The sequence below is a fragment of the Arthrobacter sp. R3-55 genome (assembly GCF_054161505.1).
In genome coordinates this window covers 1731456-1748151 of record NZ_CP096423.1, presented here as the reverse complement: position 1 = coordinate 1748151, position 16696 = coordinate 1731456, and the positions used below count along the sequence as shown (strand labels likewise).

Here is a 16696-nt window from a genome sequence, read left to right as displayed (position 1 = left end):
AAAGCCCGCCACCGTGCCGCTGCAGCGCGATTCCGCGCTCCTGATAGTGTGGCGATGATCATGATATCCGGGCCTCTGAGCGCCTGAATCAGCCCCTTACCACTAGTGAAAAGGCAGCAAAACCGCGTGAAAGACCACTTGGAGCCCCGTTCCTCCGATGAGCCCGGGTCAAGTGCGGTGGACGCTCCCTCCGACGGAACCGCCGCAACGGTTCCGGTCCGCACCGGACGCCTCGCCGCCTTGGGCCGCCGGTTAAGGCAGCCCATTCCCGGAGCCCGCACTCGCGTCCGTTTCGAAATGCCCCCGGAAGACGACACCGAGGACGGCCGTGGAGGCTTCCGCCCGGAAGACGATCACGGCTTCGGAGCCCCGGGTCCGCGGATGTCATCCCAACACCCGCTATATGTCGGGTTCATGGGGACAGCAGGGGTCGGTATTGCTCTGGCAGTGTTCTACATTGCCAGCAACACCACCCAACTCATCCTATGGATCGTTGCCGCCCTCTTCATTGCCCTGGGACTTGACCCGGTGGTCCGCTGGCTCGAATCCAGGCGGGTACCGCGGCCGGCGGGCATCCTGATCTCCGTTTCCGCCCTCGTCCTGGCGGTGGCCGGGTTCTTCGCCACCCTGATTCCCACCATCGTCGAACAGGTATCGGAAATCGTGCGCCAGGCTCCGGAATGGATCCGCGGCTTCCTTGACTCGGACTTTTTCCGCAACGCCGACAGCCAATTCGGTGTCCGCGACCGCATTACTACGGAACTGGATAAGTTCGTCAAGGATCCCGAGGCCATGGGGGGCATCTTCGGTGGCGTAGTGGGTTTCGGCTCCACGGTTGCCAACGGCCTGTTCGGCTCCCTGATTGTGCTGGTCCTCAGCCTTTACTTCCTGGCGGCGCTTCCGTCCATGAAGAAATGGGCGTACCGACTCGCTCCGCGGTCACGCCGCCCAAGGGTTGAAGCCTTGTCCGAGGCCATCACCGATTCCGTGGGCAACTACGTGATCGGCCAGGCCTGCGTTGCCCTCCTGAATGCGATCTTCGCTTTCATTGTGATGACCATCCTGGGCATCCCGTTCAGTGTCCTGCTTGCCTTCGTAGTGGCCCTGCTGGCGTTCATTCCGCTGGTGGGCGGCATGATTGCCGCAGTGGTGGTCATCCTGGTCTCGCTCACCGCGGGGTGGCAGACCGCAGTGGTCTACGCGATCGCCTACTTCGCCTACCTCCAGTTCGAGGCATACTTCATCTCCCCGCGCATCATGCAGCGCGCTGTGGCCGTCCCGGGAGCCGTAGCCGTGATTTCGGTGATCGCCGGCGGCAGCCTGCTCGGTGTCCTGGGCGCCCTGATCGCCATTCCTACGGCAGCGGCCATCATGCTGCTGATCAAGGAAGTCTTCATCATCCGCCAGGACCGGCACTGACAGCGTCCCCTGCCTGGTTCCAGCAAAGGTAATGCCCCTTAACCTCGAGGTTAAGGGGCATTACCTTTGACACTATCCCTGGCCTGGGCGTTTGCTACCGAACTAGGCGTTTGCTACTGACCCCGCCCACTCACGGGGCAGGCCGTCAACGCCGGCACCGGCGGGAGTGACGTCGTCGACGATTTCATTCAGAACGCGGGTGGCGTACTTCTCCCCCACCCAGAGGTGCTTGGCGCCGTCGACGCCGACCAACCGGGCCTGCGGTACCAGGCTGAACCGCCGGGCTGCTTCGACCGGCTGCAGGTAATCGTCGTGTTCCGGAACCAGCACCGTGAGCGGTTTTCCGGACTCGGCCCACTCCTTGAGGTGGACATCCGTTGCCCGGTGCAAGGGCGGTGAGAGCAATACGGCGCCTTCGATCTCCGAAGCTACCGGCTCCACAGCTCCGTACATCAAGGCAAGTTCGGTCCCGAAAGACCACCCGACGAGCCAGCGGTTCGGCAACCCCCGCTCCACGGCAAACCGCACTGCCGCCTCGACGTCGTAACGCTCCCCGATGCCTTCCTCGAACTCACCATCGCTGGTCCCGCGAGGGGACTGGGTGCCGCGGGTGTTGAACCTGAGCACTGCCACTCCTGCCAGCGCCGGGAGCCGGTAGGAGGCCTTCCGGTAGACGTGGGAATCCATGAATCCGCCGTGCGTCGGCAGCGGATGGAGGGTGATCAGCGTCGCGGTAACCTCTCCCGATTCCGGCAGCGCCAACTCGCCCAGCAACACCTTGCCGTCCTCAGTGGTGAACTCCACATTCTCGCGGCGGGCGGGAAGGACCGTGGATGCGCGGATCTCCGAGGGGGCAGCCTGCGGGGTAAACACGAACGAGGCGGGGTCGAAAGTCATGGTTCCCAGCCTAGCGAATCAGCGGTAGCGGTACGTCCTGCCGGTCCAGCAGTTGGTGTGCCAGTGCCTGCGTTCGGCCAGCCCTGCGGCCTGCCCAAAGAGGTGGCTGTCAGACCACACCACCAAATGCGCGATGCCCGGGACGATTGCTGTAGAACAGCCCGGGCAAATGTATTGCTTCTCCGCTTTTTTAGCCGTCATGGTCCTGACCATCCAGTCGCCATCCGGGGCGCTCTCACGCCGGGCAATGCCGCCCCTCGCCCTTTCAAGGTCGAGCTCGGGCGTTGGCTCGGCCCACTTGCCCCCGGCGTTGCCGGAGCGTGCGCTGGACGCGTTGCGACGAGGTCGGTTGGAGCGGGGCATGCTTCCATTCTGCCCCAGCCACCGTGTTGTAGATGGTGAGACGGTAATGTGGGGCGGGTGCGACTCGTCATAGCCCGTTGTTCTGTTGATTACGTTGGCCGCCTCAAGGCCCATCTTCCCCTCGCCACCCGGCTGCTGCTGGTCAAGGCCGATGGCTCGGTGCTGGTGCATTCGGACGGCGGCTCCTACAAGCCGCTGAACTGGATGAGCCCTCCAGCCACACTCCGGGTAACTACTCCGGAGGAGACGGAGGTGGAAGAAGGCGTAGTGGAACAGTGGACCGTTCAATCGGCCAAGACCGATGACCGCCTGATCATCAACATCTACGAGCAACTGCACGACACCTCACACGAGCTCGGCACTGACCCCGGACTGATCAAGGACGGCGTGGAAGCCGATCTCCAGCGTCTCTTGGCGGAGCAGATCGAGACTTTGGGAACGGGCTACTCCCTCATCCGGCGCGAATACTTCACGGCCATCGGTCCAGTGGATATTCTGGCCAGGGACGCCAACGGCGCAACAGTGGCTGTTGAGCTGAAGCGGCGCGGTGACATTGACGGCGTCGAACAGCTTACGAGGTACCTCGAGCTGCTCAACCGCGATCCCCTGCTGGCACCTGTTCGCGGGATCTTCGCCGCGCAACAGATCAAACCCCAGGCCAAGGTCCTGGCCAACGATCGCGGGATCGCCTGCGTGACGCTCGATTATGACGCCATGCGCGGCGTGGATGACAGCGAGTCCCGGCTCTTCTAGCATCTTCCCGGGGCGCATGTGCCGCAGGCCACTAGAATCGAGATCATGACTGCCGCAGATCGTTTGCCCACATCTTCCGCGCCAAGCCACCAGATCATCAAAGGCTCCATAGTCAGCGACGGCGAGGTGGTGGAGGACGGCCTTGTTGCCATCGAAGGGGACAGGATCGCCTACGCCGGACCGGCGGACGGCTTTGATCCGGCAGCTTATGAAGGGTTTCAGAGTGCCATCCGGCTGGGGGTACCCAGCGGCAGCTACCTGATTCCAGGCTTGGTGGACGTTCACTGCCACGGCGGAAACGGCGGGGATTTCCCTGGCGGAGAAGAGGCTTCCGCCCGCAAAGCCGTCGATTTCCTGCACCGCTCCGGCACCACGACGTTCCTTGCCAGCATGGTAACCGCGCCCCCCGAAGACCTGCTCCGCGGCATCCAGCTCTATGTCAAACTGGCCGATGAGGGCCTCGTAGCCGGTATCCACCTCGAAGGCCCGTTCCTCTCACACGCCCGCTGCGGCGCCCAAAATCCCGACTACTTGCTGGAACCGGACCTGGACCTCATGGAAGAACTGGTCGGGGCAGCCGCCGGCAAGCTGGCCACCATGACATACGCTCCTGAGCTCCCGGGCGCCGCTGCTTTGGTGGACCTGATGACCTCACACGGAGTCACGCCCTCCCTTGGACACACGGATTGCGACGACGCCACGGCGGCGGCGTCGCTTGCCGCGGCCCGCGAGGGACTGGAATCAGCAGGGTTCGACGGCGTCAGCTCACTTCCCACCGTGACGCACCTCTTCAACGGGATGCCTCCCATGCACCACCGCGCACCGGGCCCCGTTGCAGCGTGCCTTCGGATGGCACAGGAAGGAAAGGCCGTGGTGGAACTGATCGCCGACGGCACGCACCTGGCACCGAGCACTGTCGCCACGGTCTTCCAATTGGTGGGAGCCACCAACATTGTCCTGGTGACTGATTCCATGGCCGCTGCCGGCCTTTCCGATGGCAGCTACATGCTGGGCCCCTCCCCCGTCACGGTCAGCGACGGAGTAGCCACGTTGGATGCGACCGGATCCATTGCCGGAGGCACCGCCACCCTCCTGGAGGTTGTCCGCAAAACGGTAGGCGCCGGCGTCGCACTTCCTGATGCCGTTTGTTCGGCTACTGCTGTGCCTGCCGCTGTCCTGGGCCTTTCGGATGAAATAGGCGGCCTCCGCCGCGGCCTTCGCGCAGACATCGTTGTTACCAACGCAGACCTTGAACTGACGGGCGTGATGCGCAACGGCTTGTGGCTGTCAGAAAGCTAATTGAAAGCACCCGCGTTACCTTCTTTTTACCGAAAATTTTCCCGAATTGCCCAAAAGACCGTTGACCTCCGGCAGGCCACATGAAAGTGTTGTAGCAGTCTTTGTGTAGGTGGTTTTCATGCTCGCAAGACGAGTTGCGAGCGTGAAGCTCCTGCGAAACCAACCGGGCCCGCCCGGACGGAATCCAAGGTCTTCTCGCGGAGTAACAAAGCCGGTACGAGGTGTATCGGACTGATGTTCCACAATGAGGAGAAATACATGGCACTGGGAACCGTCAAGTGGTTCAACGCTGAAAAGGGCTTCGGCTTCATCACCCCGGATGACTCGGATGGGGACGTTTTTGTTCACTACTCCGAGATCCAGACCGGCGGCTTCAAGACCCTCGATGAGAACCAGCGCGTTCAGTTCGAGATCGGTCAGGGCGCCAAGGGCCCCCAGGCAACCGGCGTTACCGTCGTCTAGCCTTACCCGTCGAATTCTGCTTGTTGCAGATTCAACAAACACGTTGGCCCCGGCTTTCATGCCGGGGTCGCCGTGTTTAAGGCAGGTAATCCCCGATATTTCGACAACCCCTGTTACTAACCAAGAAGAAAGCCCAAATCCTGGTCCTGAATGGACGTCGCTATTCAGCGAACCAGAGTTCTGAGCAGTCGCGCGGAATGCCGCACGGACAATCCCGGAAGATAGGCCCGGGTGAGTGCCCGGCCCATTGCAGGAAGGTGCAGCGGGTCTTGGTAATACATGTACAAGGTTCGGTATTCGGGTTGGAAACGCGACTTAAAGGAAGCCAGCGACCTGAATCCATAAACAGGTTCCAGCGCTTGCCCTACAGCATCCAGAATTCCCGCCAAGCCCTCTGCCCGCTGCTCGATTTCACCCTTATCCCGGGCCAGGGGTGAACCGGACAGGGAGATGACCTCAACAGAGCTGCGGAGGTGCAGGACAGCTGAGGCAATCAGAAACTCCATGACACCCGGGAAGGCATCGCCCCGCCGCCTCATGAAGTCCAGTGTCCAACTCACAACGCGGCCTTCCTCGTAAACGGGCAACCAACTGGTGACCCCATAGACAAAGCCCGCCTGGTCCACCGCGACGCAGCACAGGACGTCGTCGTCCTTCAGTTCGTCAAGGCCGCCCAACGTGAAGCCCATTTCAGGAATCTTTTTCTGCGCTGCCCACTCCTCCGAGACTTCCGTGATCTGGGAGCGAACACCGTGTGCGAGTTCGGAATAGCGGCCCCAGTTGGCTGTTATGCCGAGTTTCCCGGCACGGTTCAGCGATGTCCTGACGTTCTGCCACTCCTTGCCCCTGAACTCCAGGTCCCTGATACGGAGGCGCGTTTCCTGGGCAACAGCCACCCTGCGGAAACCCCTTGCACGGAGCATGGGCCATAACTCATCCGTACAGGAGTAGAAACAAGGTATCAACGCCTGCTGCGCACAGTAGTCGAGGAAACCCCCGGCCGTCGCAAGATGGTGGGAGGCGGACCCTATGGGGCCACCAAGGGTCAAGGCCACGTGGCCATGTTGCTGGTACGCCACTCCCCCGTTGCCGTCCGCGCTGAACCAGTACTTGTTCGGTTCCCACAGAGCCATCCAGGACAGTGAATCACCCCCGGACTTGACCAGGGTGCGTGCTTTCTCGCGGGATTGGTGATCGAGCCCTCCGGAATGGTGTCCACGGATCAGCAGTACCCAGACGCCCACCAAGGCCACCAGCCAGAAGACCGTGCCGGAGTAGGAGAAAAGGAACACCTCCAAAAAGTCCCGTTCGGCGAAGACCTTACGGTAAACACCCGGAAGCGGCACCGGGAGATACTGCCTGGCCAGTTCAGCAGCCAAACCCAGCAAGCCGCCGTCGCGGTCCATTCCACCGGAGGCCAACCACACCAGTGTGTACGCAAGACCGAGTCCCGCCCCTGTCAGGCCTACCAGCCAAAAGATCCTTCGCCGCAAGCGGTCCGAAGTCACCACCCGGAAGTGCCCCCGGTAAACAAAGAGGAGTACAGCCAGTACCAGCGGGACCAGGACCAGTGGTATGAGATGCGCCACGGCCGAGTTCAACATGGGCACATGCGGACGTCCCTGGAATGTGGGCATTCCAGCAAAGAGGCCAAGATAGATCCCCGACAACGCCACAACCACCAGTTGAACGCCGATCGCGATGCCCAGTGCCAGCCTGCGTCCACGCCTCATGCCGTCGGCACAAATCAGGAGTAGAGCTACAGGCACCACAGCCAAAGCCAAGCCGAATGGCCCTGTATAGGCTTGTCGGCCCACCTCCAGGCAGGCAACATCAATGGTTCCCCCGCAGGTGCTTTCCAACTGGCTCAGCGTGGGCAAAGGGTTAAGGATGACATCGCGCAGCAAAGCCAAGGGCCCGGAAGGACTCTTGGCCGCGGCTGTCACAATGGGTCCCACAGCGAAAATTGCCATCGTCAGGGCCAGGAGGTTCCGCACCTCCCTGCTCGTGGACCGGTGTAGATGGAGATGCCCCTGGCTGCTTTGCATCCACCACCCGGCCGCCAAGCCGATCAGCGCACCCAGGAAACCCACCACGGTCTCGGCATGCCCAACGTAAAGCACCAGGAGCAACGAAGCAGAAAGTGCTACCGTTCGGAGTCGTCGCTGCCACAGCGTGGGAAGCAGCGCACTGGCCGCCAGCGCCGTTGCCAAAACCGGTCCGTACGGACCAATAAGCCTTGTACCACCCATCCGGGACAGCCATCCGTCATCGGAGTACTGCGCCACTTGGGTGACCATGAAGAAGACGGACACACAGGCGAATTGGCTACCCAGGAACACAGCAGCTGTCTTGAGAGAACCCAGATGCCGCTCAGCGGGGCCCAGGAGAAACAGGAACATCACGATGGTGGTGGCATAAGCCAACGGATTGGTGGTGAAGAACAACGATGTCCAGATGGACCACCATTCACCTGAGCGCAGTCCCTCCAACGAAACTCCGGCGAAATTTAGCCACGGCTCCGGTGGACCGGACAGGAAGCTGCCTGAGACCAAGGACAACACCAGGAACAACGCCAATATCACCAGAGTGAAAGGAGTACCCCTCATGTGCCTGCGGACCTGCGCCCTTGCAGGCCTGATGACACCCTTGAGCGCAAGGCTCACTGTGGCAGCCCCCAGCGCTCTGCCAGGAAACCCAAGGCGCCCGGCATTCCCCGGACAACAGCATCCCAGGAATGCCCCGCATGCTCGATCCTGTGTTCCTGCGTCGTGAAGCCGGCATTCCTGGCTGCCGCTGCGAGTTCGTGCATGTAATCGGTGAATTCGTGATCTGTTTCCCCGGCGGTCAGGTACACGCCGCTTTCGGGGAAACTGCGCTGCTGCATCAGGACCAAAGGCGTCCTTGATTCGAACGCCGCTACATCGCCGTCGAACGAGTCCTGAATGGTCTTGTTCCTGTCCTTAGCCAAGGCGGGCTCGCGTTCAGCCGAGAACGCCAGCACCGTGGGAAACAGCTCCGGGTGGGTAGTACCCATCTGCAGCGCGCACGTGCCTCCGAACGAGAAGCCGCCCACGGCCCATTGACGCTGATCACGGGTAACATCCAGCGTGGACACGATCCAGGCGGGAACATCCTGGGAAAGATAGGTGTCCGCAGGGGCAATCGAACTATCCATGCACATGGTGTTGGCACTGCTTGACCCGTTGGGATCCACCACCACCGTCACCGGAGCTACTCCATGGTGGGCTTCGGCGAAACGGTCCAATTGCGTGCGGAGTTGCCCGCCCGTCAGCCAGTCGGCAGGGCCCCCGGGCTGTCCGGAGAAAAGAACCAGAACCGGCAGGGCGGGCCGGGGTTCGGTTTGATAGGCAGGAGGCAGGTAGATATATGCCTCGCGAGCAGTGAATCCTGACGCGGTTCCGGGGATTTCGGCCTTCCGAAGAATCCCGTTGCCCGGCATGGAACCGGGCGCTCTCCATGCCTTGAGCTCCGAACCAGGTGTACTGTCCGGGCTCCTTTGGAGGCTGGCTTCCAGCGGCTGGATACGTGCCACTGCTGTGCCCAGTAGATCCGCAACCGAGTTGTTCAAGCCAAAATAGAGATTCACCTGGACTGCGCTGAGAAGAACCACTCCCAGCATCGCCAGGACGCTGAGGGATCGGCCTTTACCGGAGTTGCGTGGAAAGCGGGCTGCGCAGAGAAGCACAGCCGCGACAGCAGGCATAGACCAGGCAAGCGTTTCAAAGGGCAGATTCTCTGAAAAAGTGGCCATGAGGTCCACCAGGATCCAGTGGACCAACGCCACGATCCCGGCAGAAACGGCCAGAGAGCCCACAACCACCAAAGGCCAGGAACGTCGTCGTCGCCAGAGGAGGTACGCCCCACCGGCAGCACCGCAGGCGATGCTGAACCAGAGGAACGGACCAGCAACCAGGCTGACATCGGAAAGAAAATCCATAACGCCTAGCGCCAGGTGCCGACGCCGATGACCGGACCGGCCTCCAGCCAGGACGACAAACCTGCGTAGGCGTCGAAGTTCATGGCAAGCATGAACTTCTTGCCTTCGTACTGCAATTCAACAACCACGACGCCGGGCTGCACCCTGACGAGTTCATCTTCCGTGGGTTGGCGGCGGCCCAGCAGTTCGAGCGAACTGCGCGTAAATCTGTGCTTGGGGATCACGCTCAAGGACATCAAGCGGAACCACTCCAGCTCATTGTCCTGATAACGACAAACCCCCATCTGCCAGCTGTTTCCAGCCGTGCAAATGGAGGCGTCTACCGTGCCCAGGGCACGCCGCAAGTTGAAGCGGCGCACCCCGAACAGGCACAGTGAAATGATCAGCAACGTAAACGCTGTTGCCAGGGCGATGAACGGAATAAGGGAATCGTCCATCAAGGTCGTGCTATCGGATCCCCGCTGTAGCCGCTTCGCCCAATTTGGCGTTGTCAGCAACAATGACCACGCGATCGTTGTCAACGGAGAAGAACCCGCCGTCGACCACTACCGAAATACGGTCACCGGAAACCGGCTGGATTGCCAGCTCGCCCTCGGCCAGGATGGCCAGAAGGGGCGAGTGGCCCGGCAGGATTCCGATTTCACCATCGCTGGTGCGGGCCTTCACCATCTTGGCCGCGCCGGACCACACGAAGTGGTCCGCTGCGACAATCTCAACCTCGAGCTCAGCCATACTACTTGGTCTGTTCCTGGATCTTGGCCCACTGACGCTCGACGTCATCCAGGCCGCCGACGTTGAAGAACGCCTGCTCTGCGATGTGGTCCAGCTCGCCGTCGCAGATGGCGGTGAAGCCTTCCACGGTGTCTTTGATGGACACGGTGGAACCCTCGACGCCGGTGAACTGCTTTGCGGTGTAGGTGTTCTGGGAGAGGAACTGCTGGATACGGCGTGCACGCGACACGACGATCTTGTCCTCTTCAGAGAGTTCGTCAACACCAAGGATGGCGATGATGTCCTGGAGTTCCTTGTTCTTCTGCAGGATCTGCTTAACACGAACAGCCGTGTTGTAGTGGTCCTTGCCGATGTACTGGGGATCCAGGATGCGGGAGGTCGACGTCAGCGGGTCAACGGCCGGGTACAGACCACGGGATGCGATTTCACGGGAAAGTTCCGTGGTCGCGTCGAGGTGTGCGAAGGTCGTGGCCGGGGCCGGGTCGGTGTAGTCATCAGCCGGCACGTAAATGGCCTGCATCGACGTGATGGAGTGACCCTTGGTGGACGTGATGCGCTCCTGGAGGAGACCCATCTCGTCAGCAAGGTTGGGCTGGTAGCCCACAGCGGACGGCATACGGCCGAGCAGCGTGGAAACTTCCGAGCCTGCCTGAGTGAAGCGGAAGATGTTGTCGATGAAGAGCAACACGTCCTGGTTCTGGACATCGCGGAAGTACTCTGCCATGGTCAGCGCCGACAGGGCCACGCGCAGACGCGTTCCCGGCGGCTCGTCCATCTGGCCGAACACAAGGGCGGTGTCCTTGAGGACGCCTGCCTCTTCCATTTCAACCCAGAGGTCGTTACCTTCACGGGTACGCTCGCCAACACCGGCGAATACGGAAGTACCACCGAAGTTGCGGGCAACACGGGTGATCATTTCCTGGATCAGAACGGTCTTGCCAACACCGGCGCCACCGAACAGGCCGATCTTTCCACCCTTGATGTACGGGGTGAGGAGGTCGATGACCTTGATGCCGGTCTCGAGCATCTCCGTGGAGCCCTCGAGGGAGGCGAAGGCCGGAGCCTTGCGGTGGATCGGCCAGTATGCGTCAGCCTTGATCTCGGACTCGTCAACGTCCAGCGGCTTGCCGAGGACGTTGAAGATGTGGCCCTTGACGCCGTCGCCGACGGGCACGGAGATCGGGGCACCGGAATCCTGCACGGTGGTACCGCGGACGAGTCCGTCGGTTGCCTGCAGGGAGATGGCGCGTACGAGGTTGTCACCCAGGTGCTGGGAGGTCTCGAACGTGATGGTCTTCGTCTGGCCGTTGAGAGTGATCTCAGTGGTCAGAGCGTTGTAAATCGAGGGGATTGCGTCAGCCGGGAATTCGACGTCGACAACCGGACCAATAACACGGGCAATGCGGCCGGTGGCACCGGCCGTTGCTACGTGTTCGGTAGCAGTGGCAGTCATCTCTCTCACTTCACTCAGTAGATGGCGTGGGGTTAAGTTTATCTGTTTGTTGCAGGTGCGGCTTCGAGCCGAATCCGGTGCAGGCTAGGACGCGAGGGCGTCGGCGCCGGCAACGATTTCGGAAAGCTCCTGCGTAATCTCGGCCTGACGGGCCGTGTTGCGAAGGCGCGTGTACTTCTTGATCAAATCCGTAGCGTTGTCACCGGCCGACTTCATGGCACGCTGGCGGGCTGCGAGCTCGGAAGCAGCGGCCTGCAGCATGGCTGCGAAGATGCGGGACTCGATGTAACGCGGAAGCAGCGCGTCAAGCACCTGCTCTGTTTCCGGTTCAAACTCGTACAACGGCAGCAGCTCGGATTCCGAAACTGCTTCCTCTTCGACGACCTCCAGCGGGAGCAAACGGATAACCGTGGGCTCCTGCGTCACCATGGACTTGAAGCGGGTGTAGACGACGTGGATTTCATCCACGCCACCCTCTTCGAAGTCGGTGGAGAAGTCTTCGAGAAGTGCAGCTCCGACTTCCTGTGCGGTTTCGAATTCCGGGGCGTCCGTGCCACCGGTCCATACACGGGTGTATGACCGGTTGCGGAAATCGAAGTACGCCTGAGCCTTGCGGCCAACCAGGTATGCCTTGACTTCCTTGCCTTCTGCGTGAAGAAGCTCGGTGAGACCTTCAGCCTGCTTGAGCACACTCGCGGAATACGATCCTGCAAGGCCACGGTCCGATGTAATGATCAGGACTGCGGCACGGCGGATCTGCTCCGGCTCGGTGGTCAGCGGGTGGTCGATTTCGCTCTGAGTTGCGACAGCAGAAACGGCGCGGGTAATCGCGTTCGCGTAGGGCAGTGAAGCTGCTACGCGGGCGCGGGCCTTACCGATGCGCGAGGTAGCGATCAGTTCCATCGCCTTGAAGATCTTGCGCATCGACGTCGTCGAGCTGATCTTCTGACGGTAGACCCGAATCTGGGCTCCCATACTTATCCTTTCCTATGTTCCCGATGTGCTGCCCTGCCGGGGCCCTTGCGGACCCCGGCAGGGCAGGTAATCGGAACTAGCGCTTCTGCTTGACGATCTTTTCCTGGTCGACGTCGCCGCCGGAGATCGCTGCGTGCTCTTCGTGGCCGGCGCCAACCAAGTGGTTGTCGCCTTCTCCGAAGAAGCCCTTCTTGAAGGAAACGATTGCTTCGGTCAAGGCTGCAGCGGTGTCGTCATCCAGGACGTTGGTCTGAGCCAGCGTGGTCAGGATGGAGGACTTGTGCGCAAGGTGCTCCAGGAACTCGGACTCGAAGCGGCTGATGTCCTCAACCGGAACGTCGTCGAGGTAACCCTTGGTGCCGGCCCAGATGGAAACAACCTGGTTCTCAACCGGGAACGGTGAGTACTGGCCCTGCTTCAGCAGTTCCATCAGGCGTGCCCCACGGGTCAGCTGCTGACGGGAAGCAGCATCCAAGTCAGAGGCGAACATGGCGAATGCCTGCATGTCGCGGTACTGCGCCAGGTCCAGCTTCAAGGTACCGGAGACCTTCTTCATGGACTTGACCTGTGCAGCGCCACCAACGCGGGAGACGGACACACCAACGTCAACAGCAGGACGCTGGTTGGCGTTGAAGAGATCCGACTGGAGGAAGATCTGGCCATCGGTGATGGAGATCACGTTGGTGGGGATGTAAGCGGAGACGTCGTTTGCCTTGGTTTCGACGATCGGAAGACCGGTCATCGAGCCTGCACCGAGCTCGTCGGAGAGCTTGGCACAACGCTCCAGCAGACGGGAGTGCAAGTAGAAGACGTCGCCCGGGTAGGCTTCGCGTCCCGGCGGACGGCGCAGCAACAGAGACACGGCGCGGTAGGCTTCGGCCTGCTTGGACAGGTCATCGAAGATCACCAGGACGTGCTTGCCGCCGTACATCCAGTGCTGGCCAATGGCCGAGCCTGCGTAGGGTGCCAGGTACTTGAAGCCGGCGGGGTCAGATGCCGGAGACGCCACGATGGTGGTGTACTCCAGTGCGCCATGATCCTCGAGGGTCTGGCGCACGGCTGCGATGGTGGAAGCCTTCTGGCCGACACCAACGTAAACGCAACGAACCTGCTTGGTGACATCTCCGGAAGCCCAGTTGGCCTTCTGGTTGATGATGGTGTCCACGGCGATGGCGGTCTTGCCGGTCTGGCGGTCACCAATGATCAGCTGACGCTGGCCGCGGCCGATCGGGATCATGGCGTCGATAGCCTTGAGGCCGGTCTGCATCGGTTCGTGAACCGACTTGCGCTCGGTAACGCCCGGAGCCTGGAGTTCCAGTGCACGGGTGGCTTCGGCCTTGATCTCGCCGAGGTCATCGATCGGCTGGCCCAGCGGGTCAACAACGCGACCCAGGAAGGCATCGCCAACCGGAACGGACAGGATCTCACCGGTACGGTGAACTTCCTGGCCTTCTTCAATACCGGTGAAGTCACCGAGGATAATGACACCGATCTCGCGGACGTCAAGGTTCTGGGCCAGGCCCAGCGTGCCATCTTCGAAGCGAAGCAGCTCGTTCGCCATGACCGAGGGAAGACCCTCAACACGGGCGATGCCGTCACTTGCGGTGGTCACACGACCAACCTCTACGCGCTCTGCGTTACCGGGTTCGTAGGACGCCGCGAACTCGTTCAACGCATTACGGACGTCGTCGGCGTTGATGGTCAATTCGGCCATCTGCAGTCCCTGCTCTCCTGTTTTCGTGATCATCGTTGCTCACGATGACCGGGTTTTATATCAGTTAAGTTGTGCTTTGTCTTCGCTAGCCAGCGAGCTGGCGGCGGAGCTCTGTCAGGCGGGCAATAACCGAAGCGTCGAGCACTTCGTCACCTACCTGGACGCGGATTCCACCGATCAGTGCAGGGTCAACATTGACGTTGACCTTCAGTTCGCGGCCGTACAGGGCGTCAAGCCCGGCCTGCAGACGGCTGGCCTGCGTTTCCGTCAACGGACGGGTAACGCTGACAGTAGCAATCCAGCGCTGCTGACGCTTGGCTGCAAGCTTGGCGAATGACTCGACAAGCTTGCTTGGCTTGACACCGCGCGGCTGCGTAACGGCCTGGCTGATGAGAACCTTGGCTTCCTCGCTGCTGCCAGGAACAAGCTTCTCGGCCAGTGCAATCTTTGCCGCAGGCGATGCCTGTGGCTCAGACAGAGCACGTTGTACTTCGTGGCTGGAGGCGACGGCCTGGTTGAAGGCAAACAGATCGTTTTCCAGCTCTTCCAGCCCCGTGATACCGGAGGCAGAAACGGCCGACTTGTTTTCAGCTACGGCAATGACAACCGTGGCGGCAAGCGTCTCGAGTGCATCGCCGATATCGCGTGCCGATGCCCAGCGAGAGCTGGCCAATCCGCCTGCAATCTCAGCAGCATCAGCGGAGACTTTTCCGCCAACCAGCTGCTTGACCAGCGCCGACTTCTCGTCACCGGAACGGGACGGGTCAGTCAGGGCGCGGCGCAAGCCAGCCGAGCTGTCCACCGTTCCCAGGATTCCGAAGAGGTCCTTAGCCAACTGCAGCGAGGCGAAAGGAAGCTTGGCTTCCAATTGCGCCAGTGCTGTGGTCAGCGATTCGCTCGATATACCTGCCATTACTTAGCTGCACCTGCGCTCTGGGTCTCCAGATCTGCAAGGAAGCGGTCCACAACGCGTGCGGCACGCTGATCGTCGGTGAGTGCTTCCCCAACGATGCGGCCGGCCAGCGTGGTGGCCAAGGTGCCAACCTCGGAACGAAGCGAGACAACAGCTGCCTGGCGCTCCGACTCGATGGCAGCGTGTGCCTGCTCGGTGATGCGTGCAGACTCTGCTGCAGCCTTTGCCTTCAGGTCCGCGAGGATCTGGGCGCCTTCAGCGCGTGCTTCTTCGCGGATGCGGTTGGCTTCGGCACGGGCATCGGTGAGCTGCTGCTTGTACTCTTCAAGAGCTGCAGAAGCTTCCGCCTGGGCCGCTTCGGCCTTGGCAATGCCGCCTTCGATGGCTTCGGCGCGCTCGGCGAAGGTCTTCTCGAACATCGGGACAACAAACTTGACCACGATGTACATGAGGACCGCAAAGCCGACGAGGACTACGCCCATTTCCCAGACATTGGGAACAAGCGGGTTCTGTGCCGCTTCGCCCTCAGTGGCGGCTGAGATGATCAGCTGATTCATATTTCACCCGTCCTATCTACTCGTGCTTGGATTCGCTTGGTTCTTAGGACTAGGAAAGAACGAAAGCGAAGACCAGGCCGAGGATGGCGAGGGCTTCAGTCAGTGCGAGGCCGAGGAATGCGATCGGCTGCAGCACGCGCTGAGCTTCCGGCTGACGTGCAACGCCGTTGATGTAAGCGGCGAACACGAGACCCACACCGATACCACCGCCGATGGCCGAAAGACCATAGCCGATGAGGTTGAGGGAGCCGTTGATGGTGCCTTCCATTTTTTCTTCCTTTCAAGATGCCGCCCGTGCGGCAGGTTGTTTGGGTTGCTTCATCCCCGCGAGGGGAAGTTTTGTGAGCCTAGTGGCTATCGGCGTGCAGGGCGCCTTCGATGTAGATCGCAGTCAGCAGGGTGAACACGTAAGCCTGCAGGGCCATGATCAATGCTTCAAGCATGTACATGGCAATAGCGCCAACGAGTACCAGGACCGATGCGCCCTTGAGCAGCACGTTCTCCTGCATAACCAGGAATTCGATGCCGGAGCCGGCAAGCATGACGATCAAGTGACCGGCCAGCATGGTCGCGAACAGACGGAGGCTGTGCGTGACGGGGCGGACCAGGAAGTTGGAGATGATTTCGATCGGTACAACGATCGGGAGGATGTACCACGGGACACCGGACGGAACGGTGGCCAACTTGAAGTACTTCAGGCCGTTCTTCTTGATGCCGATGATGATCCAGGTGAAGTACACGATGCCGGCCATCACATAGGCGCCGCCCACGTGCGAGAAGCTAGGGAGCTGGATCACCGGGATGGCGCCGTAGATGTTGTTCACCAGAATGAAGAAGAACAAGCTGAACAGCAGCGGGACGTACTTAATGAAGTCCTTGCCGCCGATGATGTCCTTGGCGATGCTGTTGCGGACGAAGCCATAGGCCATTTCGCCTGCGAACTGCAGTTTGCCGGGAACCAGCTGCTGCTTACGTGCAGCGAGGATGAAGAATGTAGCGATAATGACGACCGAAAGGATCACCAGCAACATCTGCTTGGAGAAGCCATCGTGCGCACCCCAAGGCAGGATTGCCGGCAGGTGCATTTCGTCGATTCCGGGTGGGGTGAATGACCCCGAATCCTGGGCGGGGAGCGCAAGCGCGATCAACGCGTTTCCTCTCTGCTGTGTCCATCATTGGGCATTGGTTGGAGTTCGGA

17 protein-coding genes are annotated in these 16696 nt (G+C 61.0%); 4 read left to right on the top strand and 13 right to left on the bottom strand.

What is annotated here, in order from left to right; all coding sequences use genetic code 11:
- Window positions 1-126 precede the first annotated feature (126 nt).
- Window positions 127-1419 (top strand): AI-2E family transporter, encoded by a 1293-nt coding sequence (locus tag M1D51_RS08170; protein WP_172325346.1) that lies wholly within the window; start codon window positions 127-129, stop codon window positions 1417-1419.
- Between the two features lie 102 nt (window positions 1420-1521).
- Here the strand turns inward: M1D51_RS08170 and M1D51_RS08165 are convergent, their stop codons facing one another.
- Window positions 1522-2316: an alpha/beta hydrolase gene (locus M1D51_RS08165; RefSeq protein ID WP_458109162.1), complete on the bottom strand. Its 795-nt coding sequence runs from the start codon at window positions 2314-2316 to the stop codon at window positions 1522-1524.
- A gap of 18 nt (window positions 2317-2334) precedes the next feature.
- Window positions 2335-2679: an ATP/GTP-binding protein gene (locus tag M1D51_RS08160; protein ID WP_172325348.1), complete on the bottom strand. Its 345-nt coding sequence runs from the start codon at window positions 2677-2679 to the stop codon at window positions 2335-2337.
- A 57-nt stretch (window positions 2680-2736) separates the two neighbouring features.
- On the opposite strand from M1D51_RS08160, the gene nucS reads away from it, so the two are divergent.
- The 3 genes from nucS to M1D51_RS08145 all read left to right on the top strand — a co-directional run bounded on the left by nucS (window position 2737) and on the right by M1D51_RS08145 (window position 5193).
- Window positions 2737-3432, top strand: a complete 696-nt coding sequence (gene nucS / locus M1D51_RS08155; RefSeq protein ID WP_172325349.1) for an endonuclease NucS — start codon at window positions 2737-2739, stop codon at window positions 3430-3432.
- Window positions 3433-3477: 45 nt separating this feature from the next.
- Window positions 3478-4731: an N-acetylglucosamine-6-phosphate deacetylase gene (gene nagA, locus M1D51_RS08150; RefSeq protein ID WP_458109161.1), complete on the top strand. Its 1254-nt coding sequence runs from the start codon at window positions 3478-3480 to the stop codon at window positions 4729-4731.
- Window positions 4732-4989: 258 nt separating this feature from the next.
- Window positions 4990-5193, top strand: a complete 204-nt coding sequence (locus tag M1D51_RS08145; RefSeq protein ID WP_018776337.1) for a cold-shock protein — start codon at window positions 4990-4992, stop codon at window positions 5191-5193.
- Between the two features lie 164 nt (window positions 5194-5357).
- On the opposite strand, the gene M1D51_RS08140 is transcribed toward M1D51_RS08145, so the two are convergent.
- From M1D51_RS08140 to atpB, 11 genes are all read right to left on the bottom strand, one after another.
- Complete coding sequence (locus tag M1D51_RS08140; RefSeq protein WP_458109564.1) at window positions 5358-7874, bottom strand: phosphatidylglycerol lysyltransferase domain-containing protein; 2517 nt, start codon at window positions 7872-7874, stop codon at window positions 5358-5360.
- Entirely contained in the window at window positions 7856-9154 is a 1299-nt protein-coding gene (locus M1D51_RS08135) for an alpha/beta hydrolase (protein WP_458109160.1), read from the bottom strand. The genes M1D51_RS08140 and M1D51_RS08135 overlap by 19 nt, the downstream gene beginning before the upstream one ends.
- A gap of 5 nt (window positions 9155-9159) precedes the next feature.
- Entirely contained in the window at window positions 9160-9591 is a 432-nt protein-coding gene (locus M1D51_RS08130; RefSeq protein ID WP_089595530.1) for a DUF2550 domain-containing protein, read from the bottom strand.
- A 10-nt stretch (window positions 9592-9601) separates the two neighbouring features.
- Window positions 9602-9886 (bottom strand): F0F1 ATP synthase subunit epsilon, encoded by a 285-nt coding sequence (locus M1D51_RS08125; protein ID WP_172322236.1) that lies wholly within the window; start codon window positions 9884-9886, stop codon window positions 9602-9604.
- A 1-nt stretch (window position 9887) separates the two neighbouring features.
- Window positions 9888-11339 (bottom strand): F0F1 ATP synthase subunit beta, encoded by a 1452-nt coding sequence (gene atpD / locus M1D51_RS08120; RefSeq protein WP_026540142.1) that lies wholly within the window; start codon window positions 11337-11339, stop codon window positions 9888-9890.
- Between the two features lie 84 nt (window positions 11340-11423).
- Window positions 11424-12314, bottom strand: a complete 891-nt coding sequence (locus M1D51_RS08115) for a F0F1 ATP synthase subunit gamma (protein ID WP_172322237.1) — start codon at window positions 12312-12314, stop codon at window positions 11424-11426.
- Between the two features lie 76 nt (window positions 12315-12390).
- Window positions 12391-14028 (bottom strand): F0F1 ATP synthase subunit alpha, encoded by a 1638-nt coding sequence (atpA, locus tag M1D51_RS08110; RefSeq protein ID WP_172322258.1) that lies wholly within the window; start codon window positions 14026-14028, stop codon window positions 12391-12393.
- An 85-nt stretch (window positions 14029-14113) separates the two neighbouring features.
- Window positions 14114-14941 (bottom strand): F0F1 ATP synthase subunit delta, encoded by an 828-nt coding sequence (locus M1D51_RS08105; RefSeq protein ID WP_142938632.1) that lies wholly within the window; start codon window positions 14939-14941, stop codon window positions 14114-14116.
- Complete coding sequence (locus M1D51_RS08100; RefSeq protein WP_172322238.1) at window positions 14941-15498, bottom strand: F0F1 ATP synthase subunit B; 558 nt, start codon at window positions 15496-15498, stop codon at window positions 14941-14943. The genes M1D51_RS08105 and M1D51_RS08100 overlap by 1 nt, the downstream gene beginning before the upstream one ends.
- Window positions 15499-15547: 49 nt before the next feature.
- Window positions 15548-15766, bottom strand: a complete 219-nt coding sequence (atpE, locus tag M1D51_RS08095) for an ATP synthase F0 subunit C (RefSeq protein ID WP_011775261.1) — start codon at window positions 15764-15766, stop codon at window positions 15548-15550.
- 79 nt (window positions 15767-15845) lie between these two features.
- The gene (gene atpB / locus M1D51_RS08090; protein WP_172322239.1) at window positions 15846-16646 is read right to left on the bottom strand and encodes a F0F1 ATP synthase subunit A; all 801 of its coding nucleotides are present in this window, start codon (window positions 16644-16646) and stop codon (window positions 15846-15848) included.
- Window positions 16647-16696 lie beyond the last annotated feature (50 nt).

What these genes read in the sequence shown, in the direction of transcription:
- M1D51_RS08165 (WP_458109162.1), bottom strand. Translation starts at nt 2,316, where the DNA reads ATGACTTTCGACCCCGCCTCGTTCGTGTTTACCCCGCAGGCTGCCCCC.
- M1D51_RS08160 (WP_172325348.1), bottom strand. Translation starts at nt 2,679, where the DNA reads ATGCCCCGCTCCAACCGACCTCGTCGCAACGCGTCCAGCGCACGCTCC.
- nagA (WP_458109161.1), top strand. Translation starts at nt 3,478, where the DNA reads ATGACTGCCGCAGATCGTTTGCCCACATCTTCCGCGCCAAGCCACCAG.
- M1D51_RS08145 (WP_018776337.1), top strand. Translation starts at nt 4,990, where the DNA reads ATGGCACTGGGAACCGTCAAGTGGTTCAACGCTGAAAAGGGCTTCGGC.
- M1D51_RS08135 (WP_458109160.1), bottom strand. Translation starts at nt 9,154, where the DNA reads ATGGATTTTCTTTCCGATGTCAGCCTGGTTGCTGGTCCGTTCCTCTGG.
- M1D51_RS08130 (WP_089595530.1), bottom strand. Translation starts at nt 9,591, where the DNA reads ATGGACGATTCCCTTATTCCGTTCATCGCCCTGGCAACAGCGTTTACG.
- M1D51_RS08125 (WP_172322236.1), bottom strand. Translation starts at nt 9,886, where the DNA reads ATGGCTGAGCTCGAGGTTGAGATTGTCGCAGCGGACCACTTCGTGTGG.
- atpD (WP_026540142.1), bottom strand. Translation starts at nt 11,339, where the DNA reads ATGACTGCCACTGCTACCGAACACGTAGCAACGGCCGGTGCCACCGGC.
- M1D51_RS08115 (WP_172322237.1), bottom strand. Translation starts at nt 12,314, where the DNA reads ATGGGAGCCCAGATTCGGGTCTACCGTCAGAAGATCAGCTCGACGACG.
- atpA (WP_172322258.1), bottom strand. Translation starts at nt 14,028, where the DNA reads ATGGCCGAATTGACCATCAACGCCGACGACGTCCGTAATGCGTTGAAC.
- M1D51_RS08105 (WP_142938632.1), bottom strand. Translation starts at nt 14,941, where the DNA reads ATGGCAGGTATATCGAGCGAATCGCTGACCACAGCACTGGCGCAATTG.
- M1D51_RS08100 (WP_172322238.1), bottom strand. Translation starts at nt 15,498, where the DNA reads ATGAATCAGCTGATCATCTCAGCCGCCACTGAGGGCGAAGCGGCACAG.
- atpE (WP_011775261.1), bottom strand. Translation starts at nt 15,766, where the DNA reads ATGGAAGGCACCATCAACGGCTCCCTCAACCTCATCGGCTATGGTCTT.